At 56.1% G+C, this 22,890-nt stretch carries 13 protein-coding genes; 8 read left to right on the top strand and 5 right to left on the bottom strand.

The window, feature by feature from the left end:
• Positions 1-233 precede the first annotated feature (233 nt).
• The 6 genes from H7698_RS16350 to H7698_RS16325 all read left to right on the top strand — a co-directional run bounded on the left by H7698_RS16350 (position 234) and on the right by H7698_RS16325 (position 11,370).
• Complete coding sequence (locus H7698_RS16350) at positions 234-779, top strand: hypothetical protein (RefSeq protein WP_194692094.1); 546 nt, start codon at positions 234-236, stop codon at positions 777-779.
• 42 nt (positions 780-821) lie between these two features.
• Positions 822-5,903: an RHS repeat domain-containing protein gene (locus H7698_RS16345; protein WP_194692093.1), complete on the top strand. Its 5,082-nt coding sequence runs from the start codon at positions 822-824 to the stop codon at positions 5,901-5,903.
• Between the two features lie 356 nt (positions 5,904-6,259).
• Entirely contained in the window at positions 6,260-6,799 is a 540-nt protein-coding gene (locus tag H7698_RS16340) for a fimbrial protein (RefSeq protein WP_194692092.1), read from the top strand.
• Between the two features lie 93 nt (positions 6,800-6,892).
• Positions 6,893-7,648 (top strand): fimbrial biogenesis chaperone, encoded by a 756-nt coding sequence (locus tag H7698_RS16335; RefSeq protein WP_194692091.1) that lies wholly within the window; start codon positions 6,893-6,895, stop codon positions 7,646-7,648.
• A 37-nt stretch (positions 7,649-7,685) separates the two neighbouring features.
• Complete coding sequence (locus tag H7698_RS16330; RefSeq protein ID WP_194692090.1) at positions 7,686-10,199, top strand: fimbria/pilus outer membrane usher protein; 2,514 nt, start codon at positions 7,686-7,688, stop codon at positions 10,197-10,199.
• Positions 10,200-10,272: 73 nt separating this feature from the next.
• Positions 10,273-11,370 carry a fimbrial protein gene (locus H7698_RS16325; protein WP_194692089.1) on the top strand — a complete coding sequence of 366 codons (1,098 nt, stop codon included), beginning with the start codon at positions 10,273-10,275 and terminating at the stop codon, positions 11,368-11,370.
• 48 nt (positions 11,371-11,418) lie between these two features.
• Here the strand turns inward: H7698_RS16325 and H7698_RS16320 are convergent, their stop codons facing one another.
• From H7698_RS16320 to H7698_RS16305, 4 genes are all read right to left on the bottom strand, one after another.
• Positions 11,419-12,915 carry a hypothetical protein gene (locus H7698_RS16320; RefSeq protein WP_194692088.1) on the bottom strand — a complete coding sequence of 499 codons (1,497 nt, stop codon included), beginning with the start codon at positions 12,913-12,915 and terminating at the stop codon, positions 11,419-11,421.
• Between the two features lie 125 nt (positions 12,916-13,040).
• A complete protein-coding gene (locus H7698_RS16315) occupies positions 13,041-15,257 on the bottom strand; it encodes an autotransporter outer membrane beta-barrel domain-containing protein (RefSeq protein ID WP_194692087.1) in 2,217 nt (738 codons plus the stop codon).
• A 226-nt stretch (positions 15,258-15,483) separates the two neighbouring features.
• Positions 15,484-17,496 carry a hypothetical protein gene (locus H7698_RS16310; protein ID WP_194692086.1) on the bottom strand — a complete coding sequence of 671 codons (2,013 nt, stop codon included), beginning with the start codon at positions 17,494-17,496 and terminating at the stop codon, positions 15,484-15,486.
• Between the two features lie 256 nt (positions 17,497-17,752).
• The gene (locus tag H7698_RS16305; protein ID WP_194692085.1) at positions 17,753-18,940 is read right to left on the bottom strand and encodes a pyridoxal phosphate-dependent aminotransferase; all 1,188 of its coding nucleotides are present in this window, start codon (positions 18,938-18,940) and stop codon (positions 17,753-17,755) included.
• 192 nt (positions 18,941-19,132) lie between these two features.
• Between H7698_RS16305 and H7698_RS16300 the strand changes: the two genes are divergently transcribed.
• On the top strand, positions 19,133-20,146 hold the full coding sequence (locus tag H7698_RS16300; protein WP_194692084.1) for an aldo/keto reductase: 1,014 nt from the start codon (positions 19,133-19,135) through the stop codon (positions 20,144-20,146).
• 338 nt (positions 20,147-20,484) lie between these two features.
• Complete coding sequence (rarD, locus tag H7698_RS16295; RefSeq protein ID WP_162436484.1) at positions 20,485-21,366, top strand: EamA family transporter RarD; 882 nt, start codon at positions 20,485-20,487, stop codon at positions 21,364-21,366.
• A gap of 125 nt (positions 21,367-21,491) precedes the next feature.
• Here the strand turns inward: rarD and hppD are convergent, their stop codons facing one another.
• Positions 21,492-22,568 carry a 4-hydroxyphenylpyruvate dioxygenase gene (hppD, locus tag H7698_RS16290; protein ID WP_194692083.1) on the bottom strand — a complete coding sequence of 359 codons (1,077 nt, stop codon included), beginning with the start codon at positions 22,566-22,568 and terminating at the stop codon, positions 21,492-21,494.
• Between the last annotated feature and the right edge of the window lie 322 nt (positions 22,569-22,890).

Raw genomic sequence — 22,890 nt, 5'->3', positions numbered from 1 at the left:
GGGAGTTACTGAATTCGGAGACCTCTTTGCGCTACACCCGCGCCAGTTGGGCTAAAGCACTTCATTGATAGCGACGGGGTTCATGTCCGCTGTTGCGTGAGTCTTTGGCTGTTTGAATTCAATGAACTTCCAAGCCTCACAATAACGCCCGAATCGTGAGGCTGACCACTAGAAGAACTGCTAGGTCTCAACAGTTGCTGCTGATGATAGTGTAGCGCTCAGATTCTCACACTGTGAAAACGCCCACCTTCGGGAGAACTTCCGCTTTGAAGCATATTAGATCGTGTATTTTCGGGCTGTCGCCTGCCATCAACCTTGCCTATTCAGGTGCGGCATTGTCGGCCAATACGGGCAATGTGATACTTAGGGACAAAGACAATGCAATCTGCAACTTGCCAGCGCCTCCACCCGGCACGCGCAAGTTATACTCCTTTGAAAACGGCACTATTCCCGCCCCCTCTGCATGTAAAGATTGGAACAACAAAGCCCGCTCAATTCAACTAGCCGAGGTGCCTTCAACCACCTTTATCATCCTTGCCAATCGCGGTAATTGTGCTTCAGCTGATGCACCCTGGCTTCACTTGCAAGCCATCAATAAAAACACCAGCACGAAGATTATAGAAATCGAATACCTTGCTACCTTTCAAGCAAACCAAATCATTCAGAAGGGCCTGCAATTAGTAAGATCAAATCCAGGAACAGACATCAGAGACAAGATCTCATGCGTAAGCATCGAAACCTCAGCGACTCCTTCATCTTCCTCAACTGCAACACCTTAACCCTTTAAATAATTAAACAATTAAACTACGGAGTCATATGAAATGACTACTTCCAACACCGTACACTCCCAAGCCTTCGGCTTCATGAGTTCCCTGCAAAGCGGTGTCGACCCGCGCACCGGGCAATACACCGTTTCCATCGACGTGCCCGAGGTCAAGAGCAACTGGCTCGGCGGTCCGGTCTTTCCACTGCGCATGGATTTCAGCCCGATCAACACCATGGACTCCGGTTACGGGCTGGGCTGGAACCTCAACCTCACCCAGTTCACCCCGTCCGACAGCATCCTGTCCCTGAACACCGGGGAAACCTACAAGGTTACCGGCAGCGGCCCGACTCCGGAGATCAAGGAAAAGAAACTCGACAGCTTCCACTTCGAAGATCTCGGCAATGAGCGCTACCGCGTGGTGCACAAGTCCGGGCTGGTCGAGGTGCTTAAGGTGGGCGGCAGCAGCATGGACCGGGTGGCCTTGCCCGAGGAGATTTACTCGCCGGCCGGGCATATGATGAAGTTGGAGTATGCGTCTTTCAGGGGGGGCCAGCGCCTGGAAAGCATCAGCGATGCCCAAGGCGAACTGCTGCGCATCAACCGCCCCACCGATTCCCAGGTGGAAATCCTCGTGCGTCCCTACGACGGCCCTAATGGCGGCCCGTTGGCGCGCTATGAAATGAACCTCAACACCGACGGCTGGGTCACCAGTATCGTCCTGCCCTCCGCCGACAAGGCCTCCTGGCGGTTTGGTTACGGTGAGGGATTGATCCGCGGCATTCTCTGCCTGCGGGAAGTCAAGACGCCGGTGGGCGGACGCGAAATGATCGACTACAACGACGCCGGCCACCGTTATCCCGGCGGCGTCACCCGACCCAACCTGCCGCGGGTCACCCGCCATCAGAGCTACCCAGGTTTCGGCCAGCCGATGATTCAGGTGGACTATAGCTACACGACCCATAACTTTCTGGGTGCAGAAGCTACCGTCAGTTGGGAAGACGGCATGGACTCGCTGTACAAACTGACCGGCTATGAATACGGCAGCACCGCTTGCCTGATGGACGGCGCGACGGTCAACCCCAAGGTCGTGCGGACGGTGGAGCGCACCTTTAACAATTTTCATTCGCAGACCGAAGAAATAACCACCCAGGAGCAGTGCATCAAACGGGTCAAGACCGAGTACTACGCCAAGAAGGATGTGCCGTTCGAACAGCAGGACCCGCAATTTCAGTTGCCGCTCAAAGTCACCACCAGTTGGGAACTGGCCAACGACCCAACCCAGTACCGCGAAGAAGTCGCTCAAAGTTTTTTCAATGAGCACGGGAATATGACCGAAGAAGTGGACCCCAGTGGTATCAGGACCGTCCACACTTATTACGCCAAAGAAACTGACCCGGATGGTTTCGAGCGCAACGTGATAGACACCACTGTCATCCCCCCGCCTCCGCCCGAGGGTAAACCGGGTGCGCCGACACTGCGTACCCGTTTTAGCTATTGCAGGCTGACGCCGTTGGCCGGAAGTGGTCTGAATCAGTGGCTCGCCATTGAGAGCGTGACCGAGCTGCAGGTCCTGATACAGGACGAAGAGGAGACAGAGGAGCAACTGGAACAAACCTTGCGCACCTACCACGAGCTGCCTGGAGATGCGTTTCTGCATGGCCGTCCGGTCAGTATCCAAACGATCCTCAATGGCACGACCAGCACGACCACCTACGAATACGAAAGGCTGACGAGTGCACTGGCCGGAGAGACCGTGTTGCAGACCACGGAGACCTTCAAAGGCTTCGATCATGTTCCGGGCAGCAACGAAGTCCAGACAGTAATGATCCAGCAGCATTCACTGGTTACGGGGCTGCCGGTACTGACGCCCGACATAAACGGCGTGCAAACGCTCACTCGCTACGATGCTCTGGGGCGAGTGACAAGTGAAACCGTGGCGCCGGATGATGCCCAGTTTAAAGCCACGCGTTCCTACGTGTATTACCTGACCAACGATGACGGCCAACAAGCCAGCCAAGTAGTCACCGATGTCAAGGAGGTGAAGACTCTGACCCGGTTTGACGGACTTAACCGAACAATCTATGAGGGTCGACAGGATGCCGATAGCAGCATTCGCGCCGACGACTTCCGCCAGACATACGCGGCTGATTATGATGCGCAGGGCAACCTAATCCTGGAAACCAGCTTCGACTGGCTTGAAGACCAACCGCTGAAACTGTGCAGCCAGTTTAGTTACGATGCCTGGGGTGAGCAACGCTGTGCAATTGGTCCTGACGGCATCGCGAACATCAACGATACGTCGCCATTCGGCAAGGAAGGTCCGATTTTGCGCAGCTGGCAGGAAAGTACTGACGAAACGCCCAAGGTCGTTGGTTTGAGCGTAAGCACATACAATCGCTTTGGTAAATTGGATAACGTCGAACGCTTCGACGCCCAACTACTGAATGATCGGCTCTTGGCTGCACGAGCGAAAAACGACCGATCCAGCGTCACCCAGTGCCTGGACGCTTTACTCCTGAATGAAGAACTGCCAACCGTCGGGTCCGTTCGATACGTCTACGACGGTCTTGGCCGTTGCACTGAACAAACCGAGGTGATGGGTAAACTGGAACGTTTAACGGCCTATGAGTACGATGTTTGGGATCGGATGTTGTGCATAACGCTTCCCGACAAAACGCGCATCAACCGTACCTTTGCGCCGCACAGCAACGTCGAACTGCCCGTTACGCTAAAAGTCACTCCAGGAAACGTGGCGGAACCAGCCGTTACCGTCGGCCAGCAGACATTCGACGGACTGTTGCGTCAGACCCAGCTCCAGGTAGGTCCACGGGTCGAGCAGTACCGATACACTGGAGGCCAGATGCAGGTCTCGCAGCGAATCACTCCCGCCAATAGAAAAGTCGACTACGAATACTCGTTGAATCTGAGCGAGCAACCTGTCGTCATCAAGTCGTTCGACGGCACCGCGTCCTTTGACTACGATTACGCAAGCGCCAATATCACTGACTCGGGAAATAATCAGGGAAATCGTCAGTACACATACAACACCGCCGGCCAACTACAGAAAGAAATCTGGTCCGACACTGAGGATAAAACCTACGAGACTGAATATGTAACGTCCTTGCAAGGGCGTATATTGAACAAAAGCCATACTGTCGGGCCAGATTCCATCTACGACTACGATGACTACGGGCGGACCAGGTCTGTCACCCAAGGCGTACTGCGGGCTGATTTCGAGTACAACACGCTGGGTCAACCGAGCCGCACTACCACTACGAAAAACGGGAAAGACGTTCAAACGCTGGTAACCGACATCGAGTACGACAGTCTGGGCCGGGAAGTCTTGCGCACCCTGAAGCTGACCGACCACCCGCTTCGTACTATTACCCAAACGTGGACGGTCGATGATCAGTTGGAAAGTCGTCATCTGCAAATGAATGATCGCACCCTACTTAAAGAGGGGTTTACCTACGACCCGCGCAACCGGCTGATAGTGCACACCAGCGACGGAGAAACACTACCCAAAGATGCCCACGGTAATAAAATTACCAGACAGACTTTCCGCTTTGATGCCCAGGACAATATTAAGCACTGCACAACGGTGTTCGCGAACGGTAAAAGCGATCTTGCAAGCTTCACGTATGCAACCGATGATTCATGTCAGTTAACCAAAGTCACCCATACTTACACCGAAGGCGGTTATACCGACCAGGAGTTCAAATACGACGCCGATGGCAATATGCTAAATGATGAAAAAGGTCAACGTCTCTTCTATGACAGCCAGGGTCGTCTGTTAGAGGTCAAGAACGCACTCGAACAAGAGTCCCTCAGCTCCTACCGCTACGACGGGCACAACCAACTGATCGGAATTCGTCAGGGTGATCAGAGTGAAACCTTGCGGTTTTTTCAGGGCTACAACCTGAGCCATACCATCCAGAACGGCAAGCACACGCACTATCTGTTTGACAATAATCGGCCTTTGGGCCAGCAAGAGGCAGACCATGAGCAGGCGATGCTCCTGTTGACCGATGCCAGCCCGAACGTCATTGGCGAAAGCCTGCAAGGCGGCCTGCGCACGGCCGTTTACAGCGCCTATGGTGAACGCGGCGCCAATGATGATGAACTGCAATTGCAATGCTTGCTCGCCTTCAACGCAGAAATACGCGAAGAGGGCAGCGGATGGTACCTGCTGGGTCGCGGTTATCGGGCTTACAATCCGAGTCTGATGCGCTTTCACAGTCCGGATTCACTCAGCCCGTTCGGTGCCGGCGGTATCAATCCCTATATGTATAGCCTGGGTAACCCAATTTACTTCCACGACCCCAGCGGTCATAGAGCAGCGGCTAAACGTCCGGATAATCCTGGCTATATCGACCCGATCGAACAACAACCAGCGCGGAGCTTTTGGCAAAAATTTGCTCCTGCTGGCGGTGCGGTAATCGGTTTTTTCTTCGCAGCCTTGTTCGTACCCTGGACAGGTGGTCTTTCTATAGGCTTGGCTTTGGGGCTTGTGGGCGCTGCATTCGCTGTCGCTGCTGTCGCAGTCTCCATCTATGGTGGTGTGAAAGACGATGACGAAGCAATAGTTATTGGACAATGGCTGGGGTATGGCGCGGCCGCGTTCGGAGGCGCAGGTGCCTTAGCGGGGATGATAAAGGCGCGTTTAGCGGCGAGGGCGGCGGCAAAGTTGGTCGGAAAGGTGGCAGCGAAAAAGGCGGCGCCAGCGGCGGCGACGGCGGCGGCGGGCAAAGGTCTGCGCGCAACTCTCTCGAATGTCGCACCAGCCGGAGCAGGCGTCGCAGGGGGGGCAGGCGTCGCAGGGGGGGCAGGAGCGGCACCTAAAAGTCCTCAACCAACTATCCCGACTCCGGACTACTCTGAGACATCTTCCATCAGGAGAGAATCGAATGCAGGTTCAAACGCTGGCACCACTGCACGTAATACACCGCGCGGCTCGATCGCTAGCCAAGAGGGAACGGATAGGGTCACTGCTCTCCCAGCGTTCACCACTCAAACTCCAAGTGCGCCAATGCCAATGCCTATGCCAACGCCAGTGCCAGCGAGGTGGCGGATATTTACTACTATAGGAAAATACAAAGGAGTGACTAAACAGTCTATGTTGTGGTCCACTCACTAAAACGAAGTGTTCTATCGAACCCAAAGACAACGTTGGAGCCTTGATCAACAACGAACGTTAAGTCACCTATAAAAACACAATTCAACAATAACACCAGATACCTGTTGCAAACGGGTATCTGGTTACTCATTTTTATCTTGGAGTCGAATAACACACCTGGTAACACCCCCTTCCCGTAGTAAAAGACCCATCGCTGCAAACTGAGAATTCTCTCATATCCCCTCCCCCTCCCCCTTTCTAAAATCGCCCCCCATCGAGACACCGTTACACCCGAACTCTCCTCACTTAACAGTACAACCACGGCATCGTCTCGATCTTCTAGCGCCGAACGCTGTTTACATAAAAAGGATTTACTTGTGAAAAAGTCTCTGCTCGCTATTTCCCTCGGTCTGGCTACCGGCCTGGCCGGTACTGCGGCATTTGCCAAAACCGGCAACATTTTGTTCGAAGGCCGAATTACTACCAGTACTTGCCCGATTCAAATCATCAACCCTGAAGATCAACAATCGGGCAATCACGTCAACATGGGCACCGTCGATGCCCGCCACTTTGGTGCCATCGGTTCGGAACTGCCGGGCAAAGGGTTCATAATGCGCATCGACGGTACAACTTGCCCGATTGTCAAAGACGATGTGGCCAAAGTGACTTTCACCGGTAGCGCGGATGGCTCGGGTAATTACTTCGCCGTGAAACCAGGTGGAGCATCAGGCGTGTCCATCGCCCTCAAGGACCGAACCACCAACAACCTCGCCCCCGGGGCTCCTTCCGCCGAGTACTCTCTTATCCCTGGCGTAATCAACGACATGCGTTTTGATGCGCTTTACCGCAAGACAGAAACATCAGTGACCGCAGGCGCAGCTTCGGCCGACATCCAATTCGTCGTCGATATCAACTAACACCCGCTTCTGGCCCCTTGATCGCAGCCTGCGCAAGGGGCCTCTTCATGTTGTCCAGGCCTCTGTTTTTCCCTGGGTAAAAGGTACTGACCTATGTTCGGTTTGTTAAAACAGGCGGCCACAGCCCGCCCGATCCTCCACGCCTGCGTGGCCGGGTTGATGCTAGTCGCCCACATTCCCGTCAGCCAGGCGGCCCTCACGATCAACGGCACCCGCGTGGTGTACGACAGCGACAAGCGCAGCGTTGCATTGAGAGTCAATAATCCCGGCGACAGTACGTTCGCCGCCCAGACATGGGTCAACACTGCCGCCGACGATACCAGCACCGCAGTGCCTTTCATTGTCACTCCGCCCCTGTTCCGGATCAATCCGGGCAAGCAACAACAGGTCCAGATCAACGGTTTGCCCAACGACCTGCCAAACGATCGGGAATCCCTGTTCTATTTCAATCTGCAGGAAATCCCCCAGGCGACTGCCGGCCACGAAAACGTGCTGAACATCGCCCTGCGCACACGGATCAAGCTGTTCTATCGCCCAAGCGAACTCAAGGACAACCCCATCGCCCGGTTGAAGGACTTGCAGTGGTCAATCCAGACCCTCGACGGCAAGGCACAACTGGTTGTGAACAACCCCACGCCCTTCCATGTGTCTTTTGCCCGACTTGAGGTGAAGGGGAGCAGCCAGTATCAGCGTTTTCAAAGCGCCAGCATGGTCGACCCTCTGTCCACACAGACCTATGCCCTCGAAAACATTAAACCTGGCAGCGGCTTGCAGGTGGAGTTCTCGGCCATCAACGACTACGGCGGTTACAGCACTCCTGTGACGCTGCCGATACAGCTGACCCCGTGAGGCAATGCCCAGTGCATCCACTGTCTGGAAGACATCCATGAGTTTATCAACCGGATGCCGGCGCACGCCCCGCCGGCTACGCCTTGTGCACCTGTTCCTGCTCGGCAGCGGCAGTAGCGCACTATTCGAAACAAAGTCCGTGCTGGCAGCACCCACCCTAGAATTCCAATCGGCGTTCATGCGCCAAAGCCCGGAGCATATCAATAAAGCCGGGGCGTTAGCCCTGAGCGCTTTATCCAAGAATCTTGACATGGGGGCGGGACGTTATCGAGTCGATATTCAAGTCAACCGCGACTATTCAGTCCCGCGAGAGATCGAGTTCATACTGAGTTCCGAAGGCGACCGCCTGCTGCCCTGCCTTTCGCCCGACCTGCTGGAGCAATTGGGCGTTCGTCTTGACAGCCTGGCCGACCCCACCCTGTTGCAAACCCGCTGCGTTGATCTGCAAGCACTGGTCCCGGGTGCCGACTTCGACTTCGACAGCAGCAAGTTGCTGCTGTCCATTTCGATCCCGCAGATTGCCATGCGTCGCGATGTCGTCGGCCAGGTCGACCCCGAACGCTGGGACTACGGCATCAATGCGGCGTTTGTCAGTTATCAGGTATCGGCGCAACAGCGTTCCAGTCGTACGAGCGGAAATCGGAGTAGCGATGACTTGTATCTCAATAGCGGCCTCAACCTGGGCGCCTGGCGGCTGCGCAGCAACCAGTCGCTGCGCCAGGACGAAAGCGGTAAGCGTGAATGGACCAGAAGCCAGACCTTCGCGCAACGTGATTTACCCGGCACCCATGCCAATCTGACACTGGGCGAAACCTTCACCAGCGGCGATGTGTTCAAGAGCCAGCCGATCAAAGGCGCACTCATCAGCTCGGACCTGGGGATGTTGCCTGACGTATTGCAAGGGTATGCGCCGATCATCCGTGGCGTCGCGCAAACCCGCGCCAAACTTGAAGTGTTCCAGAATGGATATCCCCTCTACTCCACCTACGTCAGCCCTGGGGCCTACGAAATCAACGATTTGAGCATCAGCGGCGGCAGTGGTGACCTGGAAGTCGTCCTGACCGAGGCTGACGGCCAGGTCCGGCGCTTTACCCAACCCTACTCCACCATCAGCAATCTGTTGCGTGAAGGGGTGTGGCGCTACAGCGGTGCAATCGGGCGCTACAACGGCGCTGACCACCTTGAGGAGCCACTGCTCTGGCAAGGTACGCTGGCCATGGGCACCGTGTGGAACTCAACACTCTATGGTGGTTTGATGGCCAGTGATTTCTATCGCGCCGGCACCTTGGGCGTGGCCAAGGACCTGGGGCCAATCGGTGCATTGGCGTTAGATGTCACGCAGTCGAGTGCCGATATCGACACGCTGGATACCGGCAATGTCCAAGGCTCCAGCTATGCGCTGAAGTACGGTAAGTCTTTCGCCACCAGGACCAATCTGCGTTTTGCCGGGTACCGTTATTCTACCGAAGGCTATCGGGACTTTGACGAAGCCGTACAGCAACGCAGCCAGAGCGAAAATTTCCGCGGCAGCCGTCGCAACCGACTGGAAGCGTCAGCGTTTCAGAACATTGGCCAGCGCAGTTCGTTAAGTCTGACTCTGTCGCAACAGGATTACTGGCGAAGCGAAGAAGTACAGCGTCAGTTCCAGTTCAACTTCAACACCTACCACCGGGGCGTGGGTTACAACCTGTTTGCCTCGCAATCGTTGAACGACACTCGTACCAATGACCGACTGTTCGGCCTGAGCATCAGCATGGCGCTGGATTTCGGCCATTCGGCAAACGCGACGTTCGATACGCAGAAAAGCGGTGACACGTTAACCCAGCGTGCAAGCCTGAGTGGAACTACCGACCAGAGCCGCCTGAATTATCTGGCCTCGGTCAGCAATGACGACCGTCAACAACAGTCCGGCGCACTGTCGCTCGGCTATCAGGCTTCCTTCGGCGGCGTCGGTGCCGGCATTACTCAAGGCAGCGACTACCGCAACATTTCCGCCAATGCCAGCGGCGCACTGCTGGTGCACGCCGGCGGTATCGAGGCCGGCCCGTATCTGGGCGAAACCACCGCGCTGGTAGAGGTGCCAGGCATCCCCGGCATCGGTGTCGTGAATGCCGTCGGGGTCAAGACCAACGACCGCGGTTTTGCCTTCGCGCCTTATCTGCGGCCCTACCGGGTCAATCAAGTCATGCTGCAAACCGATCAGCTGGCGCCGGAAGTGGAAATCGATAACGGCACCGCCCAGGTAGTTCCAAGGCGTGGAGCCATTGTCAAGACCACTTTCCCCGCACGGACCGTCACCCGGCTGGTCATTACGGGCAGAACCGCCAATGGCCAGATACTGCCGTTCGGGGCACAGCTGACCGATGACGAAGGGAATGTCATCGGCATGGTCGGCCAGGCTGGCCAGGCCATGTTATCGATCAGCGACGGTCCCCAGGTATTGGACGTGAGCTGGGGCGAGGAGACAGCAACTCGATGCCAACTGCACATCAACCCGCAGGACATGGAACAAGCACAGGGTTATCGATTACAGGATCTGACATGTCGCTGATCGCTGCCCGGTCTAACCCTTTGCGCAAGAGGACGGCCCTGCCTTCGCGCCCCGTCCATCCAGGAGAACGAACATGAAACCAACTTTACGCTGTTTGACTGGACTGTTGGGCCTGGTAGCGGGTGGCCAGGCACCTGTTGCCCTGGCAACCGACAATGCGTGTGAATGGCTCGGTGGTGGTTCCGGAATCATGACATTCACTCAACGAATGGAAGACGTTTATGTGCCCCGGGACGCCCCCGTAGGAAGCGTGATCAGCAAAAAAGTTTTCAGAAGAACCCCTAACGCCGAGGGGCGATCCATTCTCTGCAGTAAAAGCGATAACACTGTCACCTTGAAGTTCAACGCTCAATCCAGTGTGCCCCCCCTTCAGGACACGTTTCACGGTAACAAAGCCTATCGTTCAACCAGCGCACTGTTGCCGACCAATATTCCCGGTGTCGCCGCACAATTCGAACTGGGCTTTCCGTTCAATGGCTCTGCCATGAACTCCTTTGTTTCCGATTTTGGAAGCTCGATTGTGCCCTTCAGCGCAAGCCATCGAGGCACCATGGGAGCGTCGAACTTAAACTTCGCGTTGCTCGAATCCTCCATCACACTGATCAAGACAGGGCCTATTGCTCCTGGTCTGCAAACTTTCAATGGGCAAGAGTTGTTTAGCGGGACCTTCGCGGGCATCCCGGGCAAGGCCTTCAGGGCCGGCCTCAACGGTAATGTCACTGTGGCACACTGCGGTAGCAGCACGGTCAGCGTTACCCCTGTGCCTCTGGGGGAATGGAACCAGTCGGAGTTTACCGGTCCCGGTTACACCACAACCGCCATACCGTTCTCCATCAACTTGAAGTCTTGTATTGCGGATGATACGAACCAATACAACGCCTACGCCAACATCAACTTCGAAGGCGCAGGCGGCTCGGTCCCGGTCACTCCGGCGATTCCCGGCGTCTTCACCCTGAATTCGGCATCGGACGCAAAAGGCGTAGGTATTCAGATACTCATGGAAAACCAATCGACCCCCATCGAACTCAACACCGAAGTCCCGATAAAGCAGATCACCAGCGGTGAAACCGAGTTGAGATTCGCTGCGCGCTACTATCAGGTCGACGCCAGCCGAGACATTGTGCCCGGGGAGGCAAAAGGTACGCTGAACTTCACCATCACCTATAAATGACAATATCCTGGCCCTGACCTACAGGGCCAGGATATGGCTTCTCGTCACTCAATCCACGAATGTCAAATAAAGCGATGGAAAATTGGGAGCATTTACGTGCGGCCAGGTTTGCCCGCCATCAAAACTTACATACACCTTACCTGTTAAGGGCCCGTTGCGTCTTAGCGTATTCAGAAAGACTTTGCTTACCCTAACCTCAGTGCTCCCGCCAATTCCGCCAAAAACTTCCGGAGTGGTGACGGCCCGTTTTTGGACAGCGTCGTGCACCGTTTCCCGCCCCGCAGCGTCAAGACCGGTCATCGTAATCATAATCCAGTGATCCGTCGTCATTAAGGGCCAGACATCCAGCGTCAGCCGCGCGCCCTGCTGTGCAACTTCCTTGTAGCTCAAGGTTCCACCCGTGAGCCCGTCGCATTTGACTGCTTTGAGCCGGTTAGAAGGAATGGTTTGAACCGTCAGTTGTCGAGGGGTGGAAGGATGCTCCTGTTCTTTGTCGTCGACGACGATATAAGAGACCGGCAAACTCTTGCCTATATGAGCCGCGACCGATTTCATCTCAATCTGATAGCGACGCTGACCAGGGATCGGCAACTTGACCCGAGCAGCGCCCAAGGTTCCAGGCACCCCCCATTGCACCCACACTTGCTCTTCCGGATAGACAACTGCGTCTTGTGGGACTTCTACGACAACCCCAACCCCGTTATTCGCGAGCAGGGGGTCCAGAGTCTGCATCTCATTTTCGCCCACTGCTTTTTCAACGGTAGGCCACGGTAATTTTCGTGGTATTGGCGTGGCGGCCACATCCAGCTCCACCGGCTCGGAGCGCTGGCTCTCATTCCCCGCACGGTCCTGCACCCGATACCACACATAGCGCCAGCCATCGCCCCTGTCGCGTATCAACTCACCCGCAATGGTAACGACCACAGGGTCAGCGTAATTTTTGTCGTCCAGTTCAATGACGCCGCCCACCTCCAGGTTGCCTGGCGTTGGGCCCCAGTACCAGGTAATGCGGTCCCAGGGTTGGGGCGTTGTGTACGCAGGGAGCGCGGCTGTGACCTGATCGCTGTTTTGAGAAAGGTAGTGGGCGGTGAGTTTGTTGGGATGGAGGACTGGAGCGGGGAAAACCAACTCATTGCTGGCTGTCAGTAATGGCGCTCGAGTGTCGAGCGTCATCACCAATTCGAATGAATCTTCTGTCTCGCCATTGTAGATCGTCACCTTATATTCTAACCGGTGCTCTCCATCATTATTGCGCAACCAGACTTGGGGTAATTCAAGATACCGATCCGTGTCGTCGATGGGAGTGTTCCATCGACAGGTGGCTTCAGGCAAAACAGTGCCATCGACGATCAGCTCTACTGTTTCCTCTGCCAAGTCAGGGTTGGAGAGTGCCGGCACTGTAAACCAGACCTTTAGATCGGCATGGGTCAATGCCTCTGGTAACAGATTGGTTTCGCCACCTGCCACATCCGGGAGCAAACCGACAATCTCTGGCGCAGGCATAGTGATAGTCGTGGAAAGACGGGCATCTTTGAACTGGACCATGAACAGAACTCCTCGAACTAAAGCCAGTAAGAGAGACCCACGTTGGGCTTCCCTTACTGGCGTTATGAAAAGAACATTGATCTGCTGGTAGAACGCCAAGGAACTTAAGAAACAAAGCCAGCCAGTTACCAGCTGTAACGGGCCCCCACATTAATGCCCCAAGGCTGTTCAATCTTGTCGCCATTGCTGTAATCGAGGTCGACGTGCATGGCAACTTTGTCAGTCACCGTCATGGCCACACCTGCACCCAGCTCGCCGCGAGAACCCGACAGGTCGGTACTGAAACGGTTGCTGTTGACTTCAAAGTCACTGTTTTTCGCGAACTCGTGGACATAGGCAGCACGTAAATACGGTTGTACCGTTTTGCCTTCGGCCCAGGTGAAATTGCGACCGACAGTAGCGCCGGCTTTACCCAATAAAGAATGCGCACGATCCCCATCAGCGGCCAGGCCGTTGTCCAGGTCGTAACTCGCGCCCTGGATAATCACGCCGGACAGTTGAGCGTAGGGCTCGACAAAATAGTCACCCGCCAGTTTGATGTTGCGCCCAAACTCCAGCGAGGCACCGATACCATTGGTGTCGTAATTGCCTTTGGTTTTTTTGCCGTCACTGAGGCGAACGTCAGATTCATTCTGGAAGCGGTTGTACTTGAGCACGCCGTCGAAATAGTAACCGCTCTGCGCATCCAGCCACGTGGTGTAGGCACCCAGGTAGTAACTGTCGACTTCGCCAGTGGTGCCCCGGCTCATGTCCAGATCGGACTTGCTGTAACCGCCCAACAGACCGACCAGCCACTGCCCGTCCCCCATGGGCAGCGGCGCATCGGCACCCAATGAAATGCCCTGTTGGGTTTGCTTGTAAGCAACGCCGGAACTTTCACTTACATCGTATTTGTTGCCATAGGCACGGACCCAGCCACCGGCCTTGCCGTGATCCATACGCACTTCGCCCATGCGAGAACGCAGGGTGCTGAGTTCGCCGTACCAGACGGTGGGTGCGGCATTGAACAGCGCCATCACCGATTGAGTGCCCGGGCTGATAACACGGCTGGCACTGTCCAGAACCCACTCGTTACTGCCCTGTTTGATCAGGTCGTACGAAAATGCGCCCAGAGACACGGCGCCACCGGCCAGAGCAAAGTTGGCGTCACCCGAACCAATATGAACCACGGCCTTCGAACCCACCTCCACCGGCTCAGTGCCCTGGCTGTCGAGCGAGACAAAATGGTTACCACTGGCATTGCCTGTCACGGTCAAAGTATCCACTTCACCCGTGGTGAAGTTGTTGTGCATGTAGAACGTCCCGCCCTCCCCCGAGAGCGTTTCCACCGACAGATTGAAAAACTGGCCCGGATTGCCGAACTGGACACCACCGCCGTTCAACGTCAGGTTCTGCACTTGACCGTCACCGACCATGACCCAGCGTGCATTGTTGCTGATCGCCAGGTTCTGGACGTTTTCCAGACGCCCGGTCAGCGTTGCCGATTGGTCAAGTGCGACGTCGGCATTGCTGCCATCCTCCACAATGACATTACCCACCAGATGGCTGTTATTAACGTTGAAATTCACCGAAGAACGGTTGATGACTTCCAGTAACGTGCCATTGCCGCCCTTGAGCGTGGAACCGTTGTTCACTTCAATGTTAGACCGCTCGGTGTTGGTCTGGGTCAGGCCATTGACAATGATGGCCGAACCGGTAAGGCCTTCGACTTCGGTCTTATCGAGAACCAGTGCATTGTCCGCGGGAAGATTGTTGGCGGTGAACAAGCTGACACCATTAAGACCGCCGACGATCTTGCTGTCCGTCGTCAAAACCTGACCACCAAAACTCTGCACACCAATTCCATTGGCATTTGTGCCGATGACGGTGGTGCCGGCGTTCAGCGTCAACCGCGATTGCGCGCTCAGGCTCACACCAAACTGACCGCCAGCAATCTCGCTGTTGCTGACCTGCGCGGTAGAGCCGCCATTGACCGTCGCCAGCAGACGCAAGCCTGTTCGATCGCTGACCACCCGACTGTTATTGCTAATGGTGACATCACTGTTGGACACCTCGACGCCGTTGCTTGTACCCGCGGCCGTCGCCTTGACGTTGTTGAGCACCAGCGTCGATCCACCCTCCCCACGAATCTGGTCGGTAGTGGCGTTGTTAGCCGTCAGGCTCGAACCGCCGCGCACCAGCCAACTGTCTTGCGCCGTACTTTCACCAATCGTCTTTGAATTGCCATTTTCAACCACCGATAACGCCAGCGCACAGGGACTGATCAACAGCATGGGTGCCAAGGTGGCAAGCTTGAGCATTCGTGCGAGCGGTGAAATTGAGAAGGTGTGGCTGACGTGCATGGTGTCGCTCCTGATTCTGTCGGCTAAAGGCAACTTTCTTGCCGCCTTTCAGATCGTGGTTTTAAAAGGTCGCGAATCCTACGAAACTTCCTGCGAAAGATATGTAGGACTAATCTGAAAGAACAGGCCAACTCTCCTTGGTTATTGGATGACCGGATCCTTAAACATTGCTCGAACAAGAAGTCGGCACGAATGCAAACCACCCGTGCCGACCCAGGAAACGCAACTACGGTGTAATCGGACACTCGTCGGTCGGCCCATGGAACGCTGTGCGAGTAACTAACGCAGCGGACCCGATATTCTCCGTTCCGTCATTGAAGAAATACTGGATTTTCGCGCGCCCCCTACGACTCGGGTTCTGATCATAAAGCGGTTTGATATAAGTGCTGTAAGGCGTGACCTCAAAGTCGAAACCGGTGAGGGGGAACCCAGAGTCACCCAACTTACAAACCTTTTCGAATTTCACACCTGGAATTGGAGCTTCGGGGGAGTTTAGATCGTCGCCTATCATGGGGATGAACTCGAAACTGATGGTGTCGCCAACCTCGAGTATGTCGGTAAGGTCGGGTATCCGAACCTTCAACGACCCGTCAAGCTCCAGCGACCCGCAGCCAGGATAACCGGTTGGATTAGCGATTTTCGGGAAGCTTGCAGCAGGCAGTTCAACCGCTATTGCGTTGACGTCAACAGGCTGGGGCTCTGAAGGCAGATTGTTTGCCACACCGGGTCTGCTGACCTGATAGTGCACAGGCACCGTGTCGCCGTTACCGCCCATCTTGATGTATTCCCAAAGGATGTCGACAGTCAGATCTTCACCCGGGGTATGGGCGGTATCGTCAAAGACGACTTGAGCCTTGACGGCCTCAATTCCATTCCAGAAAAAATCGACTACATCGCCATTTATCGCCGACGAATACCATTCGAAGGTGAATTTGGCATCTTTCTCCTTGTCGGCTCTTGTTAATTCATTGGTTCTGGAGCCGTCGAAGTTCTTCACCACCCCTGCAATCAGATCCGGATGAAAACCAATTGGCCAATCGACGGGCGGCCAGGGCAGCCATGGGATCGGCACTTGGAAGTTCACCGGGAAACTGCCAGATAGCGGGGCGGCAGGGAACGGGCGTCCCTTGCGAAAAATCTGATAACTGACCGCAGTCTGTTTAATGCCGGTGGTGGCCTGCCCGTACTCTAGCAACATGAGCTGGGCAGGCAACACCGGAACTTCCATGGTGGGCATGTCGACAAAGTCGAGGTCCGGTTCTACGCGAGTGGCACCCCATGTCACACGAACTTTATCACCGGCCTTCCAGTTATCGTACTTGTCGATCCAGACACTCACACCCACTCGTACATGCTCGTTTAGCAACGGGCCCGGCACCGCTTGAGGCACTCGCGGTGGCGTTAAATTATCTGGAAGTGGTCCGAAGGTCAGGCTGACGTTTTTATTTACCGAGACGGCACTGGGGTTCTCTGCCTTATCAATCAACACATAGAGAAGCACGCATTCCGCATCTCCAAAGTCCCGGATTTTCGCGGCAGGGATTTGCACCGGTGTATCGGTAGTACCGGGCGAAGGAACAGAGCCGAAGAACATCAGCGGAGCGGTTGTCGGATCATCAGGAATCGATGCGGCATCCACCAGGTAAATGGCAATTTTATCGCTGTCTTTCCAGTCCGGATAACCCGGGATCGTGACAGTGAGTTGGCCCGTGTCCGGCAGGTTGGCATCATCCAGATACTCGGAAGACAATTTCAATACGGCGGGTGGCGTGTGCTTGTAAGGCGGCATCCGATCACAGATGACCGTCGTCTCCGATGAGTCCGTCTCCCAATCCGTGTAATCGGTAAACTTGTAGTACAGCTTGCACGTCGCGTCGTCCGGAAGATGATTAGTGTCGACGGTCATTTCATAAGGGAAGTCCTCCGGAAAAGACCCATCCGCCGCTGCCGTGAACTCGTGCTCACCCACCGGCACCCACCCCGCCCCCGACCCAGTATCCAAAAACAGTTCGACTTTGTCAGAGGCCCCCGGCGGAGCCGTGTTTGTCCAAGGCGGGATGTAGACCTGCAGCCCGTTACGTAGCCTGGGCCCATCTAGGAGGCCGGTTGTTTTGTCGGCATAATCCTCATCGTTGATCACGATCTCCAGATCGGCAAGGTTCGCCCGATACTCATTGCGCATTTTCAAATAGTCCGCGCTTGCCTTTTGTCGCTGCAGCCGACTCGCTTCATTCGCCATGTCTTTCTCTCCTGACACGCTATTGGAACCATAGGCCGTGTTATGGCCTTACGTCGGTCAACCACATTGGGCTCTGCCTACAGCCGAGCAAACGCGCTGTACAGCAAGCCGAACTGACCTCGGGAGTAATTAGGCGCTGAAGCAAGAAAAAGCGTAACTGTCAAAGTTGACAGGTACCGCAAAAAAAACTGCGCTGGGGGATGTAATCCTGCAGGGGTTAATCTGATGCCAACGAGCTCTGAGACAGGCAAAACCTTCAGGCCCGCCGCGCCTCAAGCAAGTCCACCGCACACAACGCGATGCGTCGGCAGGCGTCCGCCAGCGTCTGCCTGTCCACCACCAGACCGATGCGAATATGCCCTGCCGCACTGGGTCCGAACGCTTCTCCGGCGAGCACCGACACGCCGTAAACTTCCAGCAGCCGCTCGGCGAAGCGCTGGGCAGACACCCCGGTGGGGCGCACGTCGACCATCACAAACATGCCTCCATCGGGGCGAATCGTCCGGATGCCAGGGCAGTGGTTCAGACTGGCGCACACCAGGTCGCGACGCTGGCGATACTCCTCGCGCATCAGTGCCACTTCCGGCAGGTGTTCGTCGAGGGCCAATTGCGCCGCGTTCTGAATAAAATCCGGAATGCCAAACAGCATGCACAGCGACAGATTCACCAAATGTTCGCACAAGGTTGTCGGCCCGATCAGCCACCCCACCCGCCAACCACTCATGGCGTGGGACTTGGACAGGCTATTGATGGTTGCGGTGCGTCCAGCCATGCCAGGCAGGCTCGCCGGACTGATGTGTTCGCCCTCGTACAACAGCTCGCTATAGACTTCGTCGCTGATCAACCACAGATCATGGCGCACGCACAGCGTGGTCAAGGCGTTCCAGGTGTCCAGCGGCAGACTGGCGCCGGAGGGGTTGTTCGGACTGTTCAACAAGAGCGCGCGGGTATTTGGCGTAATGCGTGCCGCCACGTCCGCCGGATCGACCCGAAAGCCGTTCTGCGACCGTACCGGCACCGGCACTACCTTGGCCCCGCAGGCGCCAAACACGCCTTCATAGCTGACGTACATCGGCTCGACTACAAGCACTTCGTCGCCCGGATCGAGCAAGCATTGCACCACCGAATACACCGCGCATTGCGCCCCGGGGAACACGATCACCTGCTCGGCATCCACTGTCTGACCGCTGAGCTGGCGATGACGCCGGGCGATGCTGTCGCGCAAGCCTTGGCTTCCTCGAACGGCGGGATAGTGAGTGTCGCCGGCCAACAAGCTATCGATGGCGGCACGCACGATGGGTTGAGGGGTATCAAAATCCGGATCGCCGATCGACAGCAGCAGGACGTCAGCACCCTGTTTACGCAACTCAAGCGCTCGATCATGAATACGCCAGGCCGCCGCTCCGTCACCGGCGATACGTTGGGTCAAGGCTGAGTAACGCATATGATTTTCCCTGTCGCGTTCGGAGTCCTAGCACAACCCTATCTCAAATCGGCAAACCCGCCACCCTGGCCTGCTGACAGTCCGGGTTCGACGGTATGCAGGTCGTGTAACTGGTCGTTAAACATCGGGTTTACGCCGCAGTGCAGTTCTGGTATCTGATTGAACCTTTCCCGCTGGTAAAAGGATTTGCTCATGAGCTATCGCACACTGGGTCATTCGGGCCTGCAGGTGTCCACCCTGACCCTGGGCACCATGATGTTCGGCGAACAGACCAGCACCGAAGATTCCCTGCGGATCATCGACAAGGCCTGGGACCAGGGCATCAATTTCATCGACACTGCCGACGTTTATACCAACGGCCGTTCCGAGGAGATCGTCGGCGAAGCCGTCGCCGGCAATCGCCACGAATGGGTATTGGCGACCAAGGTTGGCTTCGGCCCGGTGGACGGTGTACCGAACCGCAGCGGCCTGAGCCGCAAGCACATTTTCAATGGCATCGACGCCAGCCTGACGCGCCTCGGCACTGATTATGTGGACGTCTATTACCTGCACCGTGAAGACCACAACACGCCGCTGGAGGTGACGGTGTCGGCCATTGGCGACCTGATTCGCCAAGGCAAGGTTCGCTATTGGGGCCTGTCCAATTATCGGGGCTGGCGCATTGCCGAGGTGATTCGCGTGGCGGACAAGCTGGGCGTCGACAGACCGGTGATCAGTCAGCCGCTGTACAACATCGTCAACCGTCAGGCTGAGGCCGAGCAGATTGCCGCGGCGCAGAATTATGGGTTGGGTGTGGTGCCCTATAGTCCGCTGGCCCGTGGCGTGCTCAGTGGCAAATACACGCCCAATGTTGCTCCCGACGCCAATAGCCGAGCCGGACGCGCCGACAAACGTATTCTGGAAACCGAATGGCGCGTGGAATCGCTGCGCATCGCTCAGCAGATTCAGCAATACACTCAGGGTCGCGGAGTCGGCATTGTTGAGTTCGCCATTGCCTGGGTGTTGAACAATGGTGCTGTGACGTCGGCCATCGTCGGGCCGAGAACCGAGGAGCAATGGGACGCGTATACCAAGGCGCAGGCGGTGAAGATCACGGCCGAGGATGAGACATTTATTGATTCCCTGGTGACGCCGGGGCATGCATCGACACCGGGGTTTAATGACGTGAGCCATTTTGTGTCGGGGCGAGGTTCGCGCTCGGGTTGAGATAACCGTATGAGCTTGAGCTTGCGCGACCGCAGCGAATCAGGCGACAGAAAGGGTGGATGTTATGGCCCTATCGCGAGCAAGCTCGGCTCCCACAAGATTTGTGGTAAGCATGGGTTGGATTGAGACACCGTTTTACTGTGGGAACTGAGCTTGCTCGCGATGGCGGCGTGTCAGCCTGAATGGATGTTGGACGCGCTGGCCTCATCGCGAGCAAGCTTTGCTCCTGCAAGGGAATGAGCACACAGTCGATGGTTGTTGATCAGTTGGTCAATAATTAGCGCCAAAACCACGTATCCTCCGCCCCCCAGTTTCACGTTCAACCTCGCGAGGACAAGTTGTCTAAAGGTATCGCTCTATCGGTCACAGCCTCGGTGCTGTTTGCCGTCATGTACTACTACACGTCCCTGCTCACGCCCTTGAGCGGCGTGGAGATTTTTGGCTGGCGCATGCTGCTGACCGTGCCGTGCATGACGGTGTTCATGGTGGTCTCCGGCGAATGGAAACATGTGGTCGGCCTTCTCAAACGTCTCGTCGCACAACCAAAACTGGCTGCCGGCCTGATCGCCTCCTCGGCACTGGTGGGTGTGCAGCTCTGGCTGTTCATGTGGGCGCCGCTCAATGGCTACAGCCTTGATGTGTCGCTGGGCTATTTCCTGTTGCCACTGACGATGGTCCTGACAGGCCGCATCGCCTATGGCGAACGCCTCTCGTACCTGCAGAAGATCGCGGTATTTTTTGCCTGCCTCGGGGTGGTCAATGAGGTCTACCAGGTCGGTGGTTTTTCCTGGGCAACGTTGCTGGTCGCGATTGGCTACCCCACTTATTTCGTACTGCGCAAACGCCTGGCGACGGACAATCTCGGCGGGTTGTGGCTGGACATGACGCTGACGCTGCCAGTGGCTTTATGGTTCGTGCAGAGCGGTGAACAAGGCTTCGGCGTGTTCGATCAATACCCGTGGCTGTCACTGCTGATCCCGATGCTCGGGGTGATCAGTGCTTCGGCACTGGTGGTCTACATCATCGCCAGCCGGCTGTTGCCGTTCAGCCTGTTCGGGTTGCTGAGCTATGTGGAGCCGGTGCTGTTGCTCGGGGTCGCCTTGCTGCTCGGGGAGAGTATCAAGGGCGGGGAATGGTTGACGTACATTCCGATCTGGATGGCGGTGCTGGTGCTGATGTTTGAAGGGTTCAAACACATGGTGCGGCAGCGGCGGCCTTAGGCCCAAAAGAAAACAAATGTGGGAGCTAGCCTGCTAGCGATGGCATCTTCAGTTTCAACATTGATGTTGGCTGAAAGACCGCAATCGCCAGCAGGCTAGCTCCCACAGGTATAGCGTTTGCTCAGTTAGTCAGTGGACAACACACCACGACGAACCTGATCACGTTCGATCGATTCGAACAGCGCCTTGAAGTTGCCTTCGCCGAAACCATCATCGCCTTTGCGCTGGATGAATTCGAAGAACACCGGGCCCATCAGGGTTTCCGAGAAGATCTGCAGCAACAGACGCTTGTCACCCGACTCGGACGAACCGTCCAGCAGAATCCCGCGCATTTGCAGCTGATCCACCGGCTCGCCGTGATTCGGCAAACGGCCTTCGAGCATTTCGTAATACGTCTCTGGCGGCGCGGTCATGAAGCGCATGCCGATCTTCTTCAGGCGATCCCAGGTGTCGATCAGGTTATCGCTGAGGAACGCCACGTGCTGGATGCCCTCCCCGTTGAACTGCATCAGGAACTCTTCGATCTGGCCAGCGCCCTTGGACGACTCTTCGTTCAACGGGATGCGGATCATGCCATCCGGCGCGGTCATGGCCTTGGAGGTCAGGCCGGTGTATTCGCCCTTGATGTCGAAGTAACGAATTTCACGGAAGTTGAACAGTTTCTCGTAGAAGTTCGCCCAGTACGCCATGCGACCGCGATACACGTTGTGGGTCAGGTGATCGATGATCTTCAGGCCCGCCCCTTCCGGATTGCGGTCAACGCCTTCGATGAACACGAAGTCGATGTCGTAGATCGAACTGCCTTCGCCGAAACGGTCGATCAGGTACAACGGCGCACCGCCGATGCCTTTGATCGCGGGCAGGTTCAATTCCATCGGACCGGTCTCGATGTGAATCGGCTGCGCGCCCAATTCCAGCGCACGGCTGTAGGCCATTTGCGAATCCTTGACCCGAAACGCCATGCCACAAACCGACGGGCCATGTTCGGCCGCGAAGTAAGAAGCCACGCTATGAGGTTCGTTGTTGAGGATCAGATTGATCGCGCCCTGGCGGTACAGGTGCACGTCCTTGGAGCGGTGGGTCGCAACCTTGGTGAAGCCCATGATCTCGAAGATCGGCTCCAGGGTATTCGGGGTTGGCGATGCGAATTCGATGAACTCGAAGCCCATCAGGCCCATTGGGTTTTCGTATAAATCTGCCATGGTTGGCGCCTCATCATGCTTTTAGAATTAACAGCTGAAATTAACAAATGTTAGTTGCTAGCAATGCTGAGACCGGCGGGTGGCGCGCAGGAGATGCCCCGCACGCTGCGGGCGAGGAAATCACCGTAGATCAATTGGAACCCAAAACTCTTCATTGTCGACCCAAGGCTGATGCGGGCGAGGCTTCTGCTGCCAGAAGACGATTATTCTTATATGCGTAACCGGATTCTACACAGCGTAAACATATTTGTCCGTCTTCTCTATCAAATCCCCTTTCGCGCCTGCTGTGCAAGGGGTTTGTTGCACCGGAAAAATGGCACCA

Origin of the sequence: Pseudomonas sp. p50(2008) (genome assembly GCF_015351605.1) — a bacterium.
GTDB lineage: Bacteria > Pseudomonadota > Gammaproteobacteria > Pseudomonadales > Pseudomonadaceae > Aquipseudomonas.
The sequence above is the reverse complement of the archived record's forward strand: the minus strand, read 5'-3'. Positions and strand labels throughout refer to the sequence as shown.